Below are 18,147 nucleotides of genomic sequence, written 5' to 3'. Positions count from 1 at the left end.
AGACAGCCTATTCTGCTAAAACCCATGAAATCCCTAACGTTTGCACTCTGCATCAGCAGCCTGTTTTTAAGCATAACGGCTATAATATTGCCCAAACTGGCAATCGCCTATCTCGCACTGAGTGCATACGTTTTCCTGCTTTACTACCTAGACAAACAGCGCGCACGCAACCACGGCAGACGCATACCCGAAGCAAAATTGCACCTGCTCAATCTGCTTGGCGGCTGACCGGGCGGTTATTGCAGCAGCCTCGCATTCCGGCATAAAACCAGCAAACTCAGTTTTGTCCGCACCTTCCGGCTGAGTGCTGCAACCAATACTGCCGCCACCCTCCTTCTGCTGGCAGACACCCTCAAACATTCAAACCAATAAGGAATTACCATGTCTTTCGCATTCTTCTTTCCCGGACAAGGCTCACAAAGCCTAGGCATGATGAACGGCTTTGCCGAGCAAGCCATCGTTAAAGCCACATTTGACGAAGCTTCCGCCGTATTGGGTCAAGACCTGTGGGCAATGATTAACGGCGAAGATGCCGAATTAATCGGACAAACCGTCAACACCCAGCCCATCATGCTGGCTGCCGGCATTGCCACCTACCGCGCCTACTTAGAAGCAGGCGGCAAAACCCCTTCCGTCGTTGCAGGCCACAGCCTCGGCGAATACACCGCCCTCGTCGCCGCCAGCGCATTGGATTTTGCAGACGCAGTCAAACTGGTCCGCCTGCGCGCCGAACTCATGCAATCTGCCGTACCGCAAGGCGTAGGTGCAATGGCCGCTATTTTGGGTTTGGAAGACGAACAAGTCAAAGCCATTTGTGCTGAAGCCGCACAAGGCGAAGTCGTTGAAGCCGTCAACTTCAACTCCCCCGGCCAAGTCGTGATTGCCGGCAACACCGCCGCAGTCGAACGCGCTATGGCTGCCGCCAAAGAAGCCGGAGCCAAACGCGCCCTACCGCTGCCTGTTTCCGTTCCTTCGCATTGCAGCCTCATGAAGCCCGCAGCGGAAAAACTTGCCGAAGCATTGAAAGACATCACCATCAAACAACCGCAAATCCGCGTCATCCATAACGCCGATGTTGCCTCTTACGATGATGCCGACAAAATCAAAGATGCCCTAGTACGCCAACTGTACAGCCCGGTGCGCTGGACAGAAACCGTCAACGCGCTTGTTTCCGAAGGCATCACCGAATCCGCCGAATGCGGCCCCGGCAAAGTCCTCGCAGGCCTCGCCAAACGCATTAACAAAGAAGCCGTATGCAGCGCATTGACCAATGCCGACCAAGTGGCTGCATTTATCGAAGCCCATTAAAACGTTTTCAGACGGCCTTATCCTGTCAGGCAAGGCCGTCTGAAAAATCAGCTCCACTCCAATCCGAATACATTATGAAAAAAACCATTATTCTTGCCGTTCCCTACATGTACGGACTGGATCAATGTATCGAAAAAAATCTGCGTTTTCTTGGTTTTGAGGTCATTAACCTGTGCTATGACGACCGGGATTCCTATTACCCGAACTTGGGCAGCAGACTCAAAAACCTCTATCACAAACACATCACCAAAGACGGCAACTATAAAAAATACCTCAAATACAGCCGCCACCTCGACGACATTCAGCAAAAATTGGCCTCGCTAAACGGTAAAAAAGCCGATTATGCGCTCTGTATCCGCGCCAATATTTACCCCAAAGAAATCATCGCCACCATCCGCGAATACAGCAATGTTTGCGTGAATTATCAATGGGATGGCGTAGGTCGTTTCCCAGACATTATTGAATATTTGGATTATTTTGATCAATGTTGGGTTTTCGATCCCGACGATATTCAAAAATATCCACAATGCCGTTTCAAAGCCACCACCAATTTTTACTTTGACTTTCCCGTGGCGGAATATGCCCCCACCAACAAACTCTACTTTTTGGGCGGCTACGAACTTAGACGCGAAGAACAAACCAAACGCTTTATCCAAGAAACCGAACGCCTCAATTTACCCTTGGATTTTCATATCTACTGCAAAGACGACAGGGCTGAAAAAGCCTTTGGACACAACGGCATCCGCTATCTTGACCGCAGCAGCATCCTCAGCTTTGAAGAAAACCTCAGCCAAGTGCAAAGTTGCGGTGCAGTCGTCGATTTTGCACAATTCGAACATTACGGCTTATCATTCCGTATCTTTGATGCGTTGCGTTTCGATAAAAAACTGATTACCACCAACAAACATATCTTAGAGACCGACCTATACCACCCAGACCGCGTGTTCGTATGGGACGGCGGTAGTTTAGACGCATTGCCTGAATTTTTGGCACGCCCGTATCAGCAACCTGCCCCTGAAATTAAAGCCTATTATTCATTTACACAATGGCTGAACCGCCTGCTCGGCATTGATTAACCCTATTGCCTATGGCAAATATACCTGCCTGACAAAATATTAAATTAAATACATTATGAGTAAGAAAAAAGTCATTCTCGCCATGCCGGAACTCTTCAAAATCCACGAACTCATTATTGAGAACTTGGAAAAATGCGGATTTGAAGTGCTGTCTCTGACCTATGAAGAAAAAGAGTTCAAATACAAAAATGTATTTCAACGGCTGAAAAAAATCTGGTATCGAAATATTCTTGGGCAAAAAGACTTCAAAAAACGGACCATGTTCCGCGCCGTAGAAGAACGCCTCAATACCCTGTTAAGCGAACATCCCGAACAAGCGGATTATTGCTTCATGATTTGGCTGGGGGCCTATCCGAAAGACTTCATCGCCAAGCTCAGAGCACATTCAAAATTAATGGTGTATTACAACTGGGAAGCCCTGACCTTCTTAAAAGAAGACTTCGACAACATCGAATTTTTTGACAAGTTTTACTTTTTCGATCCGTTTGACCAGGGCAAACATCCCGAATACACCGAAAAACTCTTTCCAACCACCAGCTTCTACTTTGACTGCTTCAGGCCGTCTGAAAACCCGCAAAACAAAATCTTGTTTATCGGCTCGTACGCCGCCGACCGCAACAACGACATCCGCGCATTTTGCGAAGCTGCACGTTCAATCGGTTTAGAAATAGATTTCCGCTTGGCCAGCAAGAAAATCGAAGAAGAAAAAGCGGCTTTGGGCATTCCCGAAGTCGAGTTTTTCTCCTTTGAAAACGCCCTCTCCTATCGTCAAAACTTAGAAGAAGCGGCCAAATCCTCCGTATTGGTGGATTTCCTCAACCGCAAGCACTACGGTCTCTCTTTGCGGATTTTCGAAGCGATTGGTTTGGACAAAAAACTGATTACGACCAATCCTACCATCGTACATTACGATTTTTATCACCCGAACAATATGTTCTACTGGGACGGAAGCAACCTTGAAGAACTCAAAGCCTTCCTGACCTTGCCGTATGTATCGCTTGCCCCAGGTTTGAAGCACAAATACAGCTTCAGCAACTGGATCAGCTGCGCATTTGATATTGAACCGAATATCCCTATCGGATTGCCTGAAATCGATAGAGACGTTGTGGAGAATTTAAATGTTTGATAGAGAAAAATTAGTATTAGAAACTGCTCATATCCGCAAACGAGAATTCGTTGAACAGCCGAGACATATTGTTTATGCAGCCGATCAAAACTATATCAAACACATCGGCACTGCGTTACTTTCTGTGCTGCAAAACAATACCAATCCAATACATTTTCATTTGTTAGTTAGTGGTTCAGAAGGTTATGATTTTAATATTTTCGATCAAATTGAAACATCAAATCAAAACTACGCAATAAGCGTTTACCATTTAAATACAGAATACTTTTCTACCCTGCAGACTACCCATTATTTTACTATCGCTATGTATTACCGTATGAGTATCCCTTGCTTATTAAAAGGTATTGCTCATACTGCGCTTTATTTAGATACTGATGTACTGTGCTTGGGCAACATTGATGATTTATTTGAAATCGACATTTCAAATTCTTTGATTGCTGCCGTACCTGATGCAATCTTATACAGAGCATATATAAAACAACTCAATCAATTTGGTTTTACAGATACTGAGCCTTATTTCAACTCTGGGGTCATTCTATTCAATATTGACAAATGGAATGATATGGCAATAGATAAAATTTTGTCTGAAAAAATGCAAGCCGTAGAAAAACAGAATTTTAAACTCTCCTGTCCAGACCAAGATATTTTGAATTTAGCCTGTATAGGTCATGTACACTGGCTTTCAGAAAACTTTAACTGGATACATTGGCATCAAAAATACAGTGAATTAATCGACAATCCCAACAATATCCGCTTAGTCCATTTTGTTGGTCATATCAAACCGTGGCATCAATTAGGCTTCCACCCTGCATATGATCAATATTTTAAGAATTCCCCATGGAATAACGGATATCTAGAACAACCTCTATCAACTTGGTTGCCCTTTCCAAATCCTAAAAGGAAATTTAGACAAGCAGCCAAACGGCTTTGGAAACAAGGACAAAAAAAGCAAGCATGGGCATACTACAGAGAATATTTATTACGAAGAATCAACAAACGACGGTATCAAGCACCCTCCCCAGGTAAATAAGGCCGTCTGAAACCATTTTTCCAATCGCAATTAAGGAATAAAACATGAGTACACAAGATTTAAGCGGCAAAATCGCTTTGGTAACCGGCGCATCGCGCGGTATTGGTGCGGCAATTGCCGATACTTTGGCTGCGGCCGGTGCAAAAGTTATCGGCACTGCCACTAGTGAGAGTGGCGCGGTTGCAATCGGCGAACGCTTGGCACAATGGGGTGGCGAAGGCCGTGCATTAAATTCTGCCGAACCTGAAACCATCGAAAATCTAATTGCCGACATCGAAAAAGAATTCGGCAAACTGGATATTCTGGTCAACAACGCCGGCATTACCCGCGACAACCTCCTAATGCGCATGAAAGAGGAAGAGTGGGACGACATCATGCAGGTCAACCTCAAATCTGTCTTCCGCGCCTCTAAAGCCGTATTGCGCGGCATGATGAAACAGCGTGCCGGCCGCATCATCAACATCACATCCGTTGTCGGCGTGATGGGCAATGCCGGCCAAACCAACTATGCAGCCGCAAAAGCAGGCTTAATCGGCTTCTCCAAATCTATGGCGCGTGAAGTCGGCAGCCGTGGCATTACCGTCAACTGCGTTGCCCCCGGCTTTATCGACACCGATATGACCCGCGCCCTACCGGAAGAAACCCGCAAAACCTTTGAAGCGCAAACTTCTTTGGGCAAATTCGGTGAAGCACAAGATATTGCCGATGCAGTCTTGTTCTTGGCTTCTGATCAGGCAAAATACATTACCGGTCAGACACTTCATGTCAACGGCGGCATGTTGATGCCTTAAACCATTTATTTAAAGGCCGTCTGAATATTTCAGACGGCCTTTTTTGTCAATCAAAACACTACTTTACATTCTATCTTGATATAATCTTAATAATCCGTTAGATAACGCTCGAAACAGTAAGTCCAAATAAGCATGATACGGGAAATCAAATCGCAGAAATGAAGTTCATTCTGTGCGTTTTTATTTGGGTTTGCTGTCGGTTTTCGACGTGTTTCAGACGGCCTATATAACAATAGCTACTCTTAACGAAAGGCCGCCCACTCTATGCACGAATTCTCCCTCGGACCCATTGTCATTGTCTTGTTGGTTTCCGTCATTACAGTTATCTGCTGTCGCAAGTTCAACATTCCTTCCATGCTCGGTTATCTTTTGGTCGGTTTTATTGCCGGTCCGGGTATGTTCAAACTGATTCCGCAAAGCCATGCCACCGACTATTTGGGCGAAATAGGCATTGTATTCTTGATGTTCAGCATCGGTCTCGAATTCTCCCTGCCCAAACTCAAAGCCATGCGCCGTCTCGTATTCGGCTTGGGCGGTTTGCAAGTCATCATTACCATGCTCTCGATTATGGGCATTTTGATGGCAATGGGCACGCCGTTTAACTGGGCGTTTGCCACTGCGGGCGCACTGACCATGTCGTCCACCGCCATCGTCAGCCGCATTCTGTCGGAGAAAACCGAGCTGGGTCAGCCACATGGACAAATGGCCATGGGTGTTTTGCTGATGCAAGATATTGCCGTGGTACCGCTGATGATTCTGATTCCGGCACTTGCTGGCGGCAGCGAAGGCAACTTGTGGGTAGAACTGGGCTTGGCCGGTTTGAAAATGTTGCTGACCTTGGGCATTTTGTTTGTTGTCGGCAGCCGTGTGATGTCGCGCTGGTTCAGACTGGTTGCCAAACGCAAATCGTCCGAACTCTTTATGATCAACGTTTTGCTGGTTACTTTGGGCGTGGCCTATCTGACGGAGCTTGAAGGCCTGTCTATGGCATTGGGCGCATTCGTTGCCGGTATGCTGCTTTCCGAAACCGAATACCGTATTCAGGTGGAAGACGACATCCGTCCATTCCGCGATATCCTGCTGGGCTTCTTCTTCATTACCGTCGGTATGAAGCTGGATATTCAGGCGCTGATCGGCAACTGGCAGCAAATCCTGATTTTGTTGGCAATCCTGTTGGTCTTGAAAGCACTGGTCGTCTTCATCATCGCTTTGCGCATGAAAAACCCTACGAGCGACAGCCTCAAGAGTGCGCTTTATTTGGCACAAGGCGGCGAGTTCGGTTTCGTGATGCTGGCTATTTCCAGCAAAATCAATATGGTTTCGCCCGAATTGGAACAAGCAGCCACTGCAGCCGTCTTGCTCTCCATGATTGCCGCACCATTCATTTTGGGCAGCAGCGATGCCATCGTCAGCCGCTTTGTTAAATCCGACTGGGACATGAAAGCCTTGGACTTGCACTCCATGCTGGTGGAAACCATGAGCAAATCCGAACACGTCCTAATTATCGGTTTCGGACGCGGCGGTCAATCGGTTGCCCGTGTATTGGCGCAAGAAGGCATCCCCTACTTTGCCCTTGACTTGGATATTGCCCGCGTACAAGTGGCACGCAACGCAGGCGAACCGGTTTCCTTTGGCGATGCCAAACGCCGTGAAGTCTTGGAAGCCGCCGGCTTGGGACGTGCCAAAATGGTGGTCATCACGCTGAACAATATGCATGAAACCCAACATGTTCTCGGCAACATCATGTCCATGCATCCGAGCATGCCGGTTTATGTTCGCGCCACCAATGACGATTACGTTAAAACCTTTACCGAAATGGGTGCTGAAGAAACCGTCTCCGATACCAAAGAAACCAGCCTGGTGCTGGCAAGCTATGCCATGTTGGGCCACGGCCTTTCCTACAACCATGTTTATCAAACCATAACCCACATCCGTCACAGCCGCTATGCATCTTTGCAAGACTTGTTTGTCGGCAGTGATGATGACAGCTTCTCCGACGAAGACAGCAAGGCCGTCTGCCGCCATGCCTTCCCATTGCAAGGCGAGGCACATGCCATCGGTAAAACCATCCGTGAATTGCCCTTGACCGCCCATCATCTGAAACTATTGTTTATCCGCCGCAATACCGGAAAAATCCAAGACCTTGACCCTGATTTCGTTCTGGAAACCGGCGACATTTTGGTTGTCGCAGGCAAACAGGAAGAAATTATTTCCTTTGAAAACTGGTGCTTGCAGGGAGACATCTAATTATCGGCAAATAAATCTTGCGCGCATCAGGATTTTTTGGTTTAATAACGTCTTCGCAATTTTGCGCATGGGTGATTAGCTCAGTTGGTAGAGCGTCTGCCTTACAAGCAGAATGTCGGCGGTTCGACTCCGTCATCACCCACCAAGTTTCTTTTTCATTGTCTTTGACAGTGGATGCGCGGTGGTAGCTCAGTTGGTTAGAGTACCGGCCTGTCACGCCGGGGGTCGCGGGTTCGAGCCCCGTCCGCCGCGCCATTATTTAAAAATACTGATTCTTCAGTATCTCCCTTTTTTGGGTGATTAGCTCAGTTGGTAGAGCGTCTGCCTTACAAGCAGAATGTCGGCGGTTCGACTCCGTCATCACCCACCACTTTACTTTTCATTGTCCCTGACAATGGATGCGCGGTGGTAGCTCAGTTGGTTAGAGTACCGGCCTGTCACGCCGGGGGTCGCGGGTTCGAGCCCCGTCCGCCGCGCCATCAAGTTAAAAATAAAAAATACCGGTTTTTACCGGTATTTTTTTCGTCTGTACCTTATGCCTTTTCGTAAAAAGTCCGATTATTTAGACAAGAGAAGGTGGGAATAAAACTTAAAACATACGTCTTAAATACCGAAGATAAAACCATCTTTCTCAAGCGGATTTACACCAAACGCTTATCCATTAAATCCCTAAATTATCCTTCAAAATAGACATAAATACTTGTCCTTCTTACACAAAGGCCGTCTGAAAACGTCAATACATTTTCAGACGGCCTTTTTTAGCTTATCAAGCCTGATACCTAATCATGCAGGAAGCCTTAGCATCAATCCAATGTTCGCCACCGGGCTGAACAATTTTAGACACCAGCTTATCCAAGTCGCGTAAATAATCGGTTGACTTTTGGCTGTTGATAATGACGACAACCAACAACGGCTTTTCGCCCAACCAATACCCAGCCAGTGCGCGGACATCTTTGAGTGTACCGGTTTTGAGGCGCAGGTTTTCACCGGGCTGTTTCAAGCGTGTTTTAAGCGTGCCGTCTTTACCGGCAATCGGCAGCGTACTGATAAACTCGTTTTTAAACGGGCTGAAGTAGGCTTTTTCCAACATTTGCGCCATCATTCGCGCATTGAGCCGTTCTACGCGGGACAGGCCTGAGCCGTTTTCCAACACCAGCCCTTCCGTATTGATACCGGCAACCGCCAGCTCACTTTTTACGATAGACGCGGCCTTGGCCTGCGCCTGCTTGTAATCAGATATATGTCCGGCAAATTTAAGGAAAACCGAACGGGCAATCAGATTATTGGAATGCTTGTTCATATCGGTGAGGATATCGGCAAGCGGTTTGGATTGATGACTCGCCAACACATGCGCGTCATGAGGCGCAGCACCTGTCGTCAGGCCGTCTGAAATCGTGCCGTCTTGTTGGCGCCATTGGTTGACAAAACTTTTGCCGACAAATTCTTTCATGCTATACATATTCAGATACAGCTCTTTGCCCAAGCAGCTTTCCGGCAGCTTGCCCGATACGGTCAGCGTATTGTTTTTATAGGAAGTCTTCATGTGGTTTTTTAAAACACTGCACTTCCCTTCTTTATTCTCAAGTGTCAATTTGTTTTGAATGTTCAGATTCGGAAGCGGCGGATTGGTACGGATGACCAAGCTTCCGTCTTCTTCTTTTTCAGCACGCAGTTCAACGGTTTTATACCCCAACATATTAGGATCGGGCGGCGTCATAAAGCTTTCGGCAGAATCGGAAGCAAAATCATCCGGATTCTTCACATCGCCCCACAGGCTGCGGTCGAGTATCAGATGTCCGTCAATATGGCGTATGCCCTTATCGCGCATCTGTTGCTGCATTTGCACCAGATCATGCTGGTCAAACACAGGATCGCCGCTCCCCACCCAATACACATTGCCTTTCAACGTATCGCCTTTGATTGGGCCGTTGGTTTTAAACTCAGTTTTCCAACGATAATCACCGCCCAACATACGAAACGCGGTAAACGCCGTTACCAGCTTCATGGTCGAAGCAGGATTGCGCAATTCATTGGCACGGTGTTCGGCAATCACGTTGCCGCTGTCCAATTCCTGCACATAAACAGAAATCTCATTTTCAGGAATACGCCCGAAATCCAAAGCCCATGACGGACAAACCGCCATCATCAGGCCGATTGATAAAATACATTTTAACTTCATTGTGTTACAAAATCTTATAAATTCTTACGAGGTGCTTAGGCCGTCTGAACGTTTCAGACGGCCTTTTTCTTTATTTCTGATGCGCTTTCAAACGTAAAGCAAACATGACGACCACAACACCGACAACCAAAGCGCAACCCATCGCCAAATGGATACCGTCCAGCATTGCCTGTTGCGGCATATCTGCGCTGGAAAGTTTCTCGCCGATATTGGTCGCACCAACAAAAAACGCCGCGCCGATGGCACCGGCAATCGGGTTGATGGTGGTCAGAATCGCCGCACCGTGCGGATTGAGCATTTTCGGCAACGCGTTCAGACCATGGGTTTCGCCGGTTACACAAGCAGACACGGAAAGCGCCAACAGCGTAAACATCGCCGTCAACATCACCACTTGCGTATCAATCCGCAAAAACAGCCACAATACCGCCAACGACACCACCAGCATCACTGTTGCCGGCAAAACGACAAAGCGTCCGCCCTTTTTGTCCAACAATTTGCCGAACAAAGGCGCGGCAACCGCTTGGGCAATACTGGCAGGCATCAGGATCAGGCCAGTTGCCGTACCGGTCAGCATCAACACTTGCTGCGTGTACATCGGCACCATCAGTTCCAAGCCCAAAAACAGGAATATCGCACCGGCCAAAATCACAACGCAATATCTGAACTGTTTGTATTCAAACGCACGAAGGTTCAACAACGGCGTAGCCAAACGGAACTGCCGGCGCGCAAACCACCCCACCAGTACAACGGAAGCAGCAAAGAGCAGGATAAATTCCAGCAGCGGCATATGGGCAAAATTACTGCTCGCATAAACCAACCCGCCGAAGCCCACAATCGACAGCACAGCCGACAACATATCAATTTTCGGACGGCTGATGTTGCTCAAATTGACCGTTAAATATTTGCCCGCCAGCACCATCGCCGCCAACATAAACGGCGCGGTAAAACCGAACAGCACGCGCCAATGCGTATGGTCGATGATGATGCCCGACAGCGTCGGCCCCATTGCAGGCGCGGCGGTAAACATCATGGTAATCACACCCATCGCCGTTCCGCGCCTGTTGGGAGGGAAAATCGACAACACACCGTTAAACAGAAGCGGGACAAAAAACGCGGCAGACACTGCCTGCACCATCCGACCGACCACCAATACGCCAAACGTCGGTGCAAACACGCAAATCAGCGATCCTGCTAAAAACGTTGCCTGCGTAAACAGCACCATTTTGCGCGTTTCAAACCATTGAATCACGCCTGCCGTAATCGGCGTAAATGCCCCCATGACCAGCAAAAAGCCCGTTGTCAGCCATTGAACCGTGGTCTTATCGACACCAAAATCCTTCATAATCGGCGTAAGCGCGACATTCAACAGCGTGTCGTTGAGATAGCCGAAAAATGCGCCGATGAATAAGGTGGCGACAATGGTTTTAGCAGGAAAGTCGGTATCGTCGGCGTAGTATTCGTGTGCCGTTTCACCCTCTTGCGAATCAGAAGCGTGCATAATAATTTGAAATATCAGCGAAACCGTTATTTTAGCATAAACCATTTTGACAGGCCGTCTGAAACCTTGACCGCTTCTCCAGATAACACTAAAATTTAGAATTGTTTTCATTTTTATTATTAAACAGGAGAAAAACATGTCAAAGAAAGTCAGCATCTTGGTCGGCAGCCTGCGTAAAGGCTCGTTCGCACGAAAAGTCGCACAAAACGTCATTCCCATGTTCCCCGAAGGCTACGAAGCGCAAATCGTCGAAATCGGCCATTTACCTTTATACAACTTCGACTACGACGATCCTGCCGTTACCGACTTCCCCACTCCATCCAGCTATACCGAGTTCCGTGAAACCATCAAAGCCTCTGCCGGCGTATTGTTCGTGACTTCCGAAAACAACCGTACCGTACCGGCCTGCCTGAAAAACGCCATCGACATCGGCTCCAAACCCAATGCCGATGTTGCCTGGAAAAAAACACCTGCCGGCATCATCAGTCATTCTGTCGGCAAAATGGGCGGTTATAGCGCGCAAAAAAATCTGCGCCTTGCCCTTTCGTATTTCGATATGCCATTGACCGGCCAACCGGAAGTGTTCCTCGGCAACTCGCCTACCCTGTTTGACGACAACGGCCAGCTCATCGAATCCGCGCGCGGCTTTGTTCAAGGCTATATCGACCAATTGGTTGCCTTGATTGAGAAAAACCCTAAATAATCGGGATTGAAGTATACAGGCCGTCTGAAAAACGAAATTTCAGACGGCCTCATCTTTTACAAAAAATCAGTTTTTAGACAGCTCCTAAATTTTTACTAATTGAGTGCGGTTATAATCACTGTCCACCCATCCTCACGGAGAACTTCCATGCGCGTATTATTGGTTGAAGACGATGCCATGATTGCCCAAGCCGTCAGTGCCAACCTGAAAGACACCGGCTACGCTGTCGATTGGGTCAGCCGCGGTTCGGAAGTTGCCGCAGCAGTGGCGGCGCAGGCATACGATTTGCTGCTTTTGGATTTGGGTTTGCCCGGCAAAGACGGTTTGGACGTATTGGCGCAAATCCGCAACGGCGGCTGTACCGTTCCCGTCTTAATCGTGACCGCGCGCGATGATTTGCACAGCCGCCTCAACGGCCTAGACGGCGGCGCAGACGACTACATCGTCAAACCCTTCGACATGGCGGAGCTGCAAGCCCGTATGCGCGCCGTATTGCGCCGACACGGCGGACAGGCGCAAACGCTGCTGAGCAACGGCATTATCACACTCAACCCCTCCACCCATCAGGCGGAAGTGGTCGGGCAGGAACAGGCCATCATGCTCAGCAACAAAGAATTTGCCGTCCTCCAAGCCCTACTGCTGCGTCCGGGCATGATTCTGTCGCGCAGTGATTTAGAAGACAAAATCTACGGCTGGGGCGAAGAAGTCGAAAGCAACGCCGTTGACTTCCTAATTCACGCCTTACGCAAAAAACTCGGCAAAGAAGCGATTCAAAACGTCCGCGGGGTCGGCTGGCTGGTTGCACAAAACAACCAGGCCGTCTGAAAAACCACAACAATATCAACACACAAACCATGCAACGCCTTATCCACACCATCAAACAATCCCTGCAAGTCCGGATCAGCCTCGCCCTGATCTGCATGCTCCTACCCCTCTCCATTCTTGCAGGCATATTTTCATATTACGATACTTATCACGAGACCCAAGAGGTTCAAGACGATCTGTTGCGCCAAGTCGCGAACTATCTCGACCCGAGCGATGCCGATGACGAGAAACACTCTCTCGACAACGACAACAAGATTTCCGTTCAATTTCCCAATACGCCCAACCCCATTGTCAGCCTGCCTGAAAAGATTTCAGACGGCCTGCACACCATTCAGGCCGATGACGATGACGATTACTACCGCGTTTATACCCGCGACACCAAGCAAGGCCGCATCGCCGTCATGCAGGAAAGCGACTACCGCGAAGAGCTGGCCGAAATGGCCGCCGTACAGAGCATCCTCCCCATGCTCCTCGCCCTACCCCTGATTATCCTGCTCACCGTCTGGATTACCCACCGCGCCATGCGTTCCGTCAAAACCCTGTCCAACGATTTGGAACAGCGCAAAATCAACGACCTCTCGCCTATGGACACGCAAGACATTCCCAGCGAAATCCAAGGCTTTGTCGTCGCCATCAACAACCTGTTGCAACGTACCGACGAAAACGTCCGCCAACAGCAACGCTTTATCGCCGATGCCGCACACGAATTGCGCAGCCCCATGACCGCCCTTTCCCTTCAGGCAGAGCGGCTCAACAATATGCAGCTGTCCGCCGAAGCGCGCGAGCAGTCCGCCCTGTTGCAACAAAGCATACAGCGCAACCGCCACCTGCTCGAGCAACTCCTTTCCCTCGCACGCGCCCAAGCGCCCGAAACCCAACGCCCTAAAACCTTGATCAGCCTGCAAAACCAGTTCCGCCGTGTCTTGCAGGAACTCATGCCGCTGGCGCTGGCCAAAGGTCAAGACATCGGCGTCGCCGTTGAAAACGACTGCCAAATCCACGCCGATGACACCGAAATCTACACCCTCATCAAAACCTTTACCGACAACGCCATCCGCTATACTCCCAAAGGCGGCCGCATCGATTTGGGCTTTGACGAAACCGCCGAATACCTCAACATCTGGGTGGAAGACAACGGCCCCGGCATTCCCCCAAGCGAACGCCAACGCGTTATCGACCCTTTCTACCGTATTCTCGGCACCGAACAACAAGGCACCGGACTTGGCCTGTCCATCGCAGACACCATTGTCAAACGCCATCAAGGCCGTCTGAAACTGGCCGACAGCCGACGCTTTGACAGCGGCTTGTTGATTATTGCCGAGTTGGATAAAAAGATGCTTTAAATAATTGACCCGCCCAAATTGGTTTATCTAGCTTTAATCCGATAAATGAAAACGTTTTAAAACCAAAGGCCGTCTGAAAATGACTTTCAGACGGCCTTTTTATATTTTGAAGCAAACCTACTTCATTCCTCACAAATACGGTTGCAAGGTTTGGCGGAGGATTTCCATATCGGTAATTTCGGTAATATTGGCTTTGCCCAAGTATTCCAAACCGACAAAACGCATGATGCCGCTGCTGACTTTTTTGTCGTGGCTCATGTGTTCAATCCATTTTTCAAAGGAGAAAACGGGCGGCGCAGACGGGAGGGAAGCGGCTTCCATTAAAGCGGCAATGCGGTCGGTGTCGGCCTGTCGGGTTTTGCCCAAGATTTGCGACAAACGGGAAGCGAGGACGCAACCGGCGGCAACGGCTTCTCCGTGCAGCCATACGCCGTAGCCCATTTCGGCTTCGATGGCATGGCCGAAAGTGTGGCCGAGATTAAGCCATGCGCGGATGCCCTGCTCGGTTTCGTCTTGGGCAACAATATCGGCCTTCATTTTGCAGCAATGGTAAACGGCTTCCGCCATTTTTTCTTGATGTTGCGCCATCAGGTCGGCCATATTTTCTTCCAACCAGGCAAAAAATTCGGCATCGCCCAATGCGCCGTATTTGATGACTTCGGCCATGCCTGCGGAAAGTTCGCGTTGCGGCAGCGTTTGCAAGGCGGTCAAATCGGCCAAAACGGCTTGCGGCTGGTAAAACGCGCCAATCATGTTTTTACCGAGCGGATGGTTGATGGCGGTTTTACCGCCGACCGAGGAATCGACCTGGCTGAGCAATGTGGTCGGTACTTGGATAAAAGGTGCGCCACGCTGATAAGTCGCCGCGGCAAAACCGACCATATCGCCTATCACGCCGCCGCCCAAAGCGATTAAAGTGGTTTTGCGTTCGGCACGGTTTTGCATCAGGCCATCGTAAATCAGGTTGAGCGTCTGCCAGTTTTTATATTCTTCGCCGTCGGGAAGGATAATGCTGAAATGCGGCACGCCCAGTCTGTCTAAGGCCGTCTGAAGCTGTTTGAGATAAAGCGGCGCAACGGTTTCGTTGGTAATAATGGCTGCTTTTTTACCTAGATAGGGCTGAAGCAGCATATCGGCCTGCTCAATCAGCTTATGCCCGATAAAGATGGGGTATTGATGGGACGGGGTTTGGACAGTCAGTGTGCGCATAGTATTCCTTTGCAAAGCGTATTTATTCGCCTAAAGCCTGTATCAGGCGTTTGAGCGTTTTGTGACAGCTGTCGGATTCGATGACGAGATGGGCGGTTTGACGGTACAGCATATCGCGTTGGTCATACAGCTCTTGCAGTTTGCCCAAAGGATTGGCAACTTGCAACAGCGGCCGGTTGCTGTCGTAACGGGTACGCTCCAGCAAGGTTTCGGGGCTGGCATGCAAATAAACAACCGTGCCGTTTTGGCACAAAATCTGTCTGTTTTCACTGCGTAATACGGAGCCGCCACCGGTCGATAAAACGATGTTGCGCCGGGAAGCGAGCTTCTTCAGCATATTGGTTTCACGGTTGCGGAAGCCTTCCTCCCCTTCCATCTCAAAAATGGTCGGAATGGATACGCCCGAAGAAGCGCAGATTTCGTAGTCGCTGTCGTAAAACGGGCATTCAAACATTTGGGCAAGCTGCTTGCCCAAAGTGGTTTTGCCCGCGCCCATCAGCCCGATTAAGATTAAATTGCCGTTGATTTTTTCCATGTGGGTCATTTTATACGATATGGTGGTTTCGTGGAAAAGTTCGTCGTTTTTCAGACGGCCTTTTCATCTCAGGCCGTCTGAAAACGAAAACAGGCATACCTTTGCAGATATGCCTGTTTGTCATTCTAAAATCAATAACGCAGATTGTTACCCACATTATCCATAATGCGCGGCGTGATGAAGATCAACAGCTCACGGCGGTTTTCACGTTTGCCGCGTGATTTGAACAGATTGCCGACAACAGGAATATCGCCCAAAACAGGGACTTTGTTCACTGCATTGGTGCTTTCTTCCTCATAAATACCGCCGACAATCAGCGTACCGCCATCTTCAACCATGGCTTGGGTATTCAAGTGTTTGGTGTTGATACACTTGGTTGTCAGAGAATCCACGGTACAGTCGATCGGGGTATCTCGATTAATCTTCACAGTCATGATGATTTGACCGTCAGGCGTAATATTCGGCGTTACGGTCAAGCCCAAAACGGCTTTCTTGAAGGTAATCGAAGTCGCACCACTGGAAGAAGCCTCTTGATAAGGAATTTCCGTACCGGATTCAATTTTGGCTTCTTTGCGGTCTTGTGTCAGCACGCGCGGATTGGAAATGGTTTTGCTCTTACCTTGTTCTTCAGACGCGCTGATTTCCAAACCCAATGCACCGGATGAGAACGCACGCACCAGCGCAATGCTGTTGACTGCGGCTGCGGTCGGCAGACTGACGTTCGGATCCAAAGTCCATGTGCGGTAGCCTACGTCGCCACGGTTAAATGAGGCATTGGTATTGTAGTTGGTTTGTGCATTGCTCCAGTTGCTACCCCATGCGTTACGGCCACTTGCACCACCGGAACCGAATTTAACGCCCAAGTTGCGGAAGAAGGTATCTTCTGCTTCCACAATGCGCGCTTCCACCATCACTTGACGGGTTGGAACGTCCAATTCATCAATCAGTTTGCGGAATTTCTCAATCACGCCGCGGTTGTCGGTCACGATCAGCGTATTGGTGGCCGGATCGATTAAGGCGCTGCCTCGGTTGCTCAACAGAGTGTTGCGGGTATTGGAATTATTGCTGTCGTATTCTTCCAAACGCAGAATTTTGCGGAATTCTTCCACGTTTTTGTATTTCAACTGGAAGGTTTGAGAATACAGCGGGCCCAATTCGGCAATCTCTTTTTCCGCCTGCAAGAAGGCTTTGTCTTTTGCCAACAATTCATCGCGAGGTGCGATATTGATGATGTTGCCTTGACGGCGCATATCCAAATTGCGCGCCTGCATGACCAAGTCTAAAGCCTGATCCCAAGGCACATCTTTCAAGGACAGGGTCATGGTGCCTTTGACGGTATCGCTGGCAACAATATTCACGCCGGACTCTTTCGCCAAAATCTGCAAAATGGTACGGACTTCTACATCTTGGAAGTCCAAGGAAATTTTACGGCCTTTAAACGATTTGTTTGCATTTTGGTTCAAGCCGCCGGATTCGGTATTGGCGGCTTTAGGCGATACTTCAAATACAAAACGGCCGGAAGAGGCTTTGGTATTAATGTCCCAATTCGCATTACTGTTGCGGATAATGAGCTGGGTAGAATTGCCGATACGTTTGAGCGTAACGTTTTGTACAGGCGTATTGAAGTCAGCCACATCCAAACTGCGTTGCGCTTGTGTCGGCAGCGTATGGTTTTTCAAGGTAACAACCACGCGGTCGCGCTGCTGTTTAATGTCCGGCTGTCCGCTGAAACCTGGGGCGGACAATTCAATAATGCCGGAATTGCGTGCGCCTTTGCGGAAATCAATATTGGCTGCTGAAACGGCTTGATAAGTCTGAGCAGCGCGCGCGGTAGACGGCGTAGCCGCACGTTCATTTGCAACGGCTGCATTGGTTTGGTCAGTAGATTCGTTTACAAACACCCAAACTTCGTTGCCGCGAATCTCAGTATTGTATTGGCTGATTTTGTTCAAACCCAAAACCACGCGTGCGCGGTCATTGTTTTGTGCCGCAGTAATTTGATTCAGCAATGGGTCGGCATATTCCAAAACAGGCTGAGGCAAACGGATATTGGTGTTGGCAAAATCCAATGCGATACGCGCCGGAGTAGATGTTACAAAACCATGAGGTGTAGTGACGTCTTTGTCGAAACGGATTTTGATAATTTTTTGGTTGTCAGGCAAAGTGGAAACGTTGATATCGGTAATATTGCCTGCAAAGGCCGTCTGAACAGCGAGGGCAACGCTGAAGCCGGCAAATAATTTTGTCATGTGCTTGGTTTTCATAATCGAGTGAGAC

General features: G+C 48.9%; 15 protein-coding genes and 4 tRNA genes. 14 read left to right on the top strand and 5 right to left on the bottom strand.

Annotated elements, in window-relative coordinates; genetic code table 11:
- Nucleotides 1–24: 24 nt before the first annotated feature.
- From ACTHUR_RS08070 to ACTHUR_RS08020, 11 genes are all read left to right on the top strand, one after another.
- Nucleotides 25–228, top strand: a complete 204-nt coding sequence (locus ACTHUR_RS08070; RefSeq protein ID WP_224783389.1) for a DUF1294 domain-containing protein — start codon at nucleotides 25–27, stop codon at nucleotides 226–228.
- Between the two features lie 153 nt (nucleotides 229–381).
- Nucleotides 382–1,308, top strand: coding sequence for an ACP S-malonyltransferase (gene fabD, locus ACTHUR_RS08065; protein WP_440361208.1), 927 nt, complete (start codon nucleotides 382–384; stop codon nucleotides 1,306–1,308).
- 74 nt (nucleotides 1,309–1,382) lie between these two features.
- Nucleotides 1,383–2,384: a hypothetical protein gene (locus tag ACTHUR_RS08060; RefSeq protein WP_440361220.1), complete on the top strand. Its 1,002-nt coding sequence runs from the start codon at nucleotides 1,383–1,385 to the stop codon at nucleotides 2,382–2,384.
- Between the two features lie 55 nt (nucleotides 2,385–2,439).
- Nucleotides 2,440–3,510, top strand: coding sequence for a hypothetical protein (locus tag ACTHUR_RS08055; protein ID WP_440361209.1), 1,071 nt, complete (start codon nucleotides 2,440–2,442; stop codon nucleotides 3,508–3,510).
- Nucleotides 3,503–4,540, top strand: a complete 1,038-nt coding sequence (locus tag ACTHUR_RS08050; protein ID WP_070695462.1) for a glycosyltransferase family 8 protein — start codon at nucleotides 3,503–3,505, stop codon at nucleotides 4,538–4,540. Before ACTHUR_RS08055 ends, ACTHUR_RS08050 begins: the two co-directional genes overlap by 8 nt.
- 44 nt (nucleotides 4,541–4,584) lie before the next feature.
- Nucleotides 4,585–5,331, top strand: coding sequence for a 3-oxoacyl-ACP reductase FabG (gene fabG, locus ACTHUR_RS08045; RefSeq protein WP_049336356.1), 747 nt, complete (start codon nucleotides 4,585–4,587; stop codon nucleotides 5,329–5,331).
- Nucleotides 5,332–5,595: 264 nt separating this feature from the next.
- Nucleotides 5,596–7,578: a monovalent cation:proton antiporter family protein gene (locus ACTHUR_RS08040; protein ID WP_049336355.1), complete on the top strand. Its 1,983-nt coding sequence runs from the start codon at nucleotides 5,596–5,598 to the stop codon at nucleotides 7,576–7,578.
- Nucleotides 7,579–7,647: 69 nt separating this feature from the next.
- Nucleotides 7,648–7,723, top strand: a tRNA-Val gene (locus ACTHUR_RS08035).
- Nucleotides 7,724–7,756: 33 nt separating this feature from the next.
- Nucleotides 7,757–7,833 (top strand) — tRNA-Asp (locus ACTHUR_RS08030).
- 39 nt (nucleotides 7,834–7,872) lie between these two features.
- A tRNA-Val gene (locus tag ACTHUR_RS08025) sits at nucleotides 7,873–7,948 on the top strand.
- A 32-nt stretch (nucleotides 7,949–7,980) separates the two neighbouring features.
- Nucleotides 7,981–8,057: transfer RNA gene (locus ACTHUR_RS08020), tRNA-Asp, on the top strand.
- Nucleotides 8,058–8,344: 287 nt separating this feature from the next.
- Here the strand turns inward: ACTHUR_RS08020 and dacB are convergent.
- The gene (dacB, locus tag ACTHUR_RS08015; RefSeq protein WP_049336968.1) at nucleotides 8,345–9,757 is read right to left on the bottom strand and encodes a D-alanyl-D-alanine carboxypeptidase/D-alanyl-D-alanine endopeptidase; all 1,413 of its coding nucleotides are present in this window, start codon (nucleotides 9,755–9,757) and stop codon (nucleotides 8,345–8,347) included.
- Nucleotides 9,758–9,827: 70 nt separating this feature from the next.
- Nucleotides 9,828–11,255, bottom strand: a complete 1,428-nt coding sequence (locus ACTHUR_RS08010) for an MFS transporter (RefSeq protein WP_049336971.1) — start codon at nucleotides 11,253–11,255, stop codon at nucleotides 9,828–9,830.
- A 136-nt stretch (nucleotides 11,256–11,391) separates the two neighbouring features.
- On the opposite strand from ACTHUR_RS08010, the gene ACTHUR_RS08005 reads away from it, so the two are divergent.
- The 3 genes from ACTHUR_RS08005 (at nucleotide 11,392) to ACTHUR_RS07995 (ending at nucleotide 14,126) form a co-directional block, all read left to right on the top strand.
- The gene (locus ACTHUR_RS08005) at nucleotides 11,392–11,958 is read left to right on the top strand and encodes an NADPH-dependent FMN reductase (RefSeq protein WP_070587528.1); all 567 of its coding nucleotides are present in this window, start codon (nucleotides 11,392–11,394) and stop codon (nucleotides 11,956–11,958) included.
- Nucleotides 11,959–12,105: 147 nt separating this feature from the next.
- Nucleotides 12,106–12,783 (top strand): response regulator, encoded by a 678-nt coding sequence (locus ACTHUR_RS08000; protein ID WP_070460434.1) that lies wholly within the window; start codon nucleotides 12,106–12,108, stop codon nucleotides 12,781–12,783.
- Between the two features lie 29 nt (nucleotides 12,784–12,812).
- Nucleotides 12,813–14,126: a sensor histidine kinase gene (locus tag ACTHUR_RS07995; protein WP_070695464.1), complete on the top strand. Its 1,314-nt coding sequence runs from the start codon at nucleotides 12,813–12,815 to the stop codon at nucleotides 14,124–14,126.
- 129 nt (nucleotides 14,127–14,255) lie between these two features.
- On the opposite strand, the gene aroB is transcribed toward ACTHUR_RS07995, so the two are convergent.
- The 3 genes from aroB to pilQ form a co-directional block, all read right to left on the bottom strand.
- Nucleotides 14,256–15,335 carry a 3-dehydroquinate synthase gene (aroB, locus tag ACTHUR_RS07990; RefSeq protein WP_070503951.1) on the bottom strand — a complete coding sequence of 360 codons (1,080 nt, stop codon included), beginning with the start codon at nucleotides 15,333–15,335 and terminating at the stop codon, nucleotides 14,256–14,258.
- 22 nt (nucleotides 15,336–15,357) lie between these two features.
- Nucleotides 15,358–15,879 carry a shikimate kinase gene (locus tag ACTHUR_RS07985; RefSeq protein ID WP_083296575.1) on the bottom strand — a complete coding sequence of 174 codons (522 nt, stop codon included), beginning with the start codon at nucleotides 15,877–15,879 and terminating at the stop codon, nucleotides 15,358–15,360.
- A gap of 122 nt (nucleotides 15,880–16,001) precedes the next feature.
- Nucleotides 16,002–18,134, bottom strand: coding sequence for a type IV pilus secretin PilQ (gene pilQ / locus ACTHUR_RS07980; RefSeq protein ID WP_049336963.1), 2,133 nt, complete (start codon nucleotides 18,132–18,134; stop codon nucleotides 16,002–16,004).
- Between the last annotated feature and the right edge of the window lie 13 nt (nucleotides 18,135–18,147).

The organism is Neisseria sp. P0021.S007, from assembly GCF_051956855.1.
This window is presented reverse-complemented; position numbering and strand designations above follow the sequence as displayed.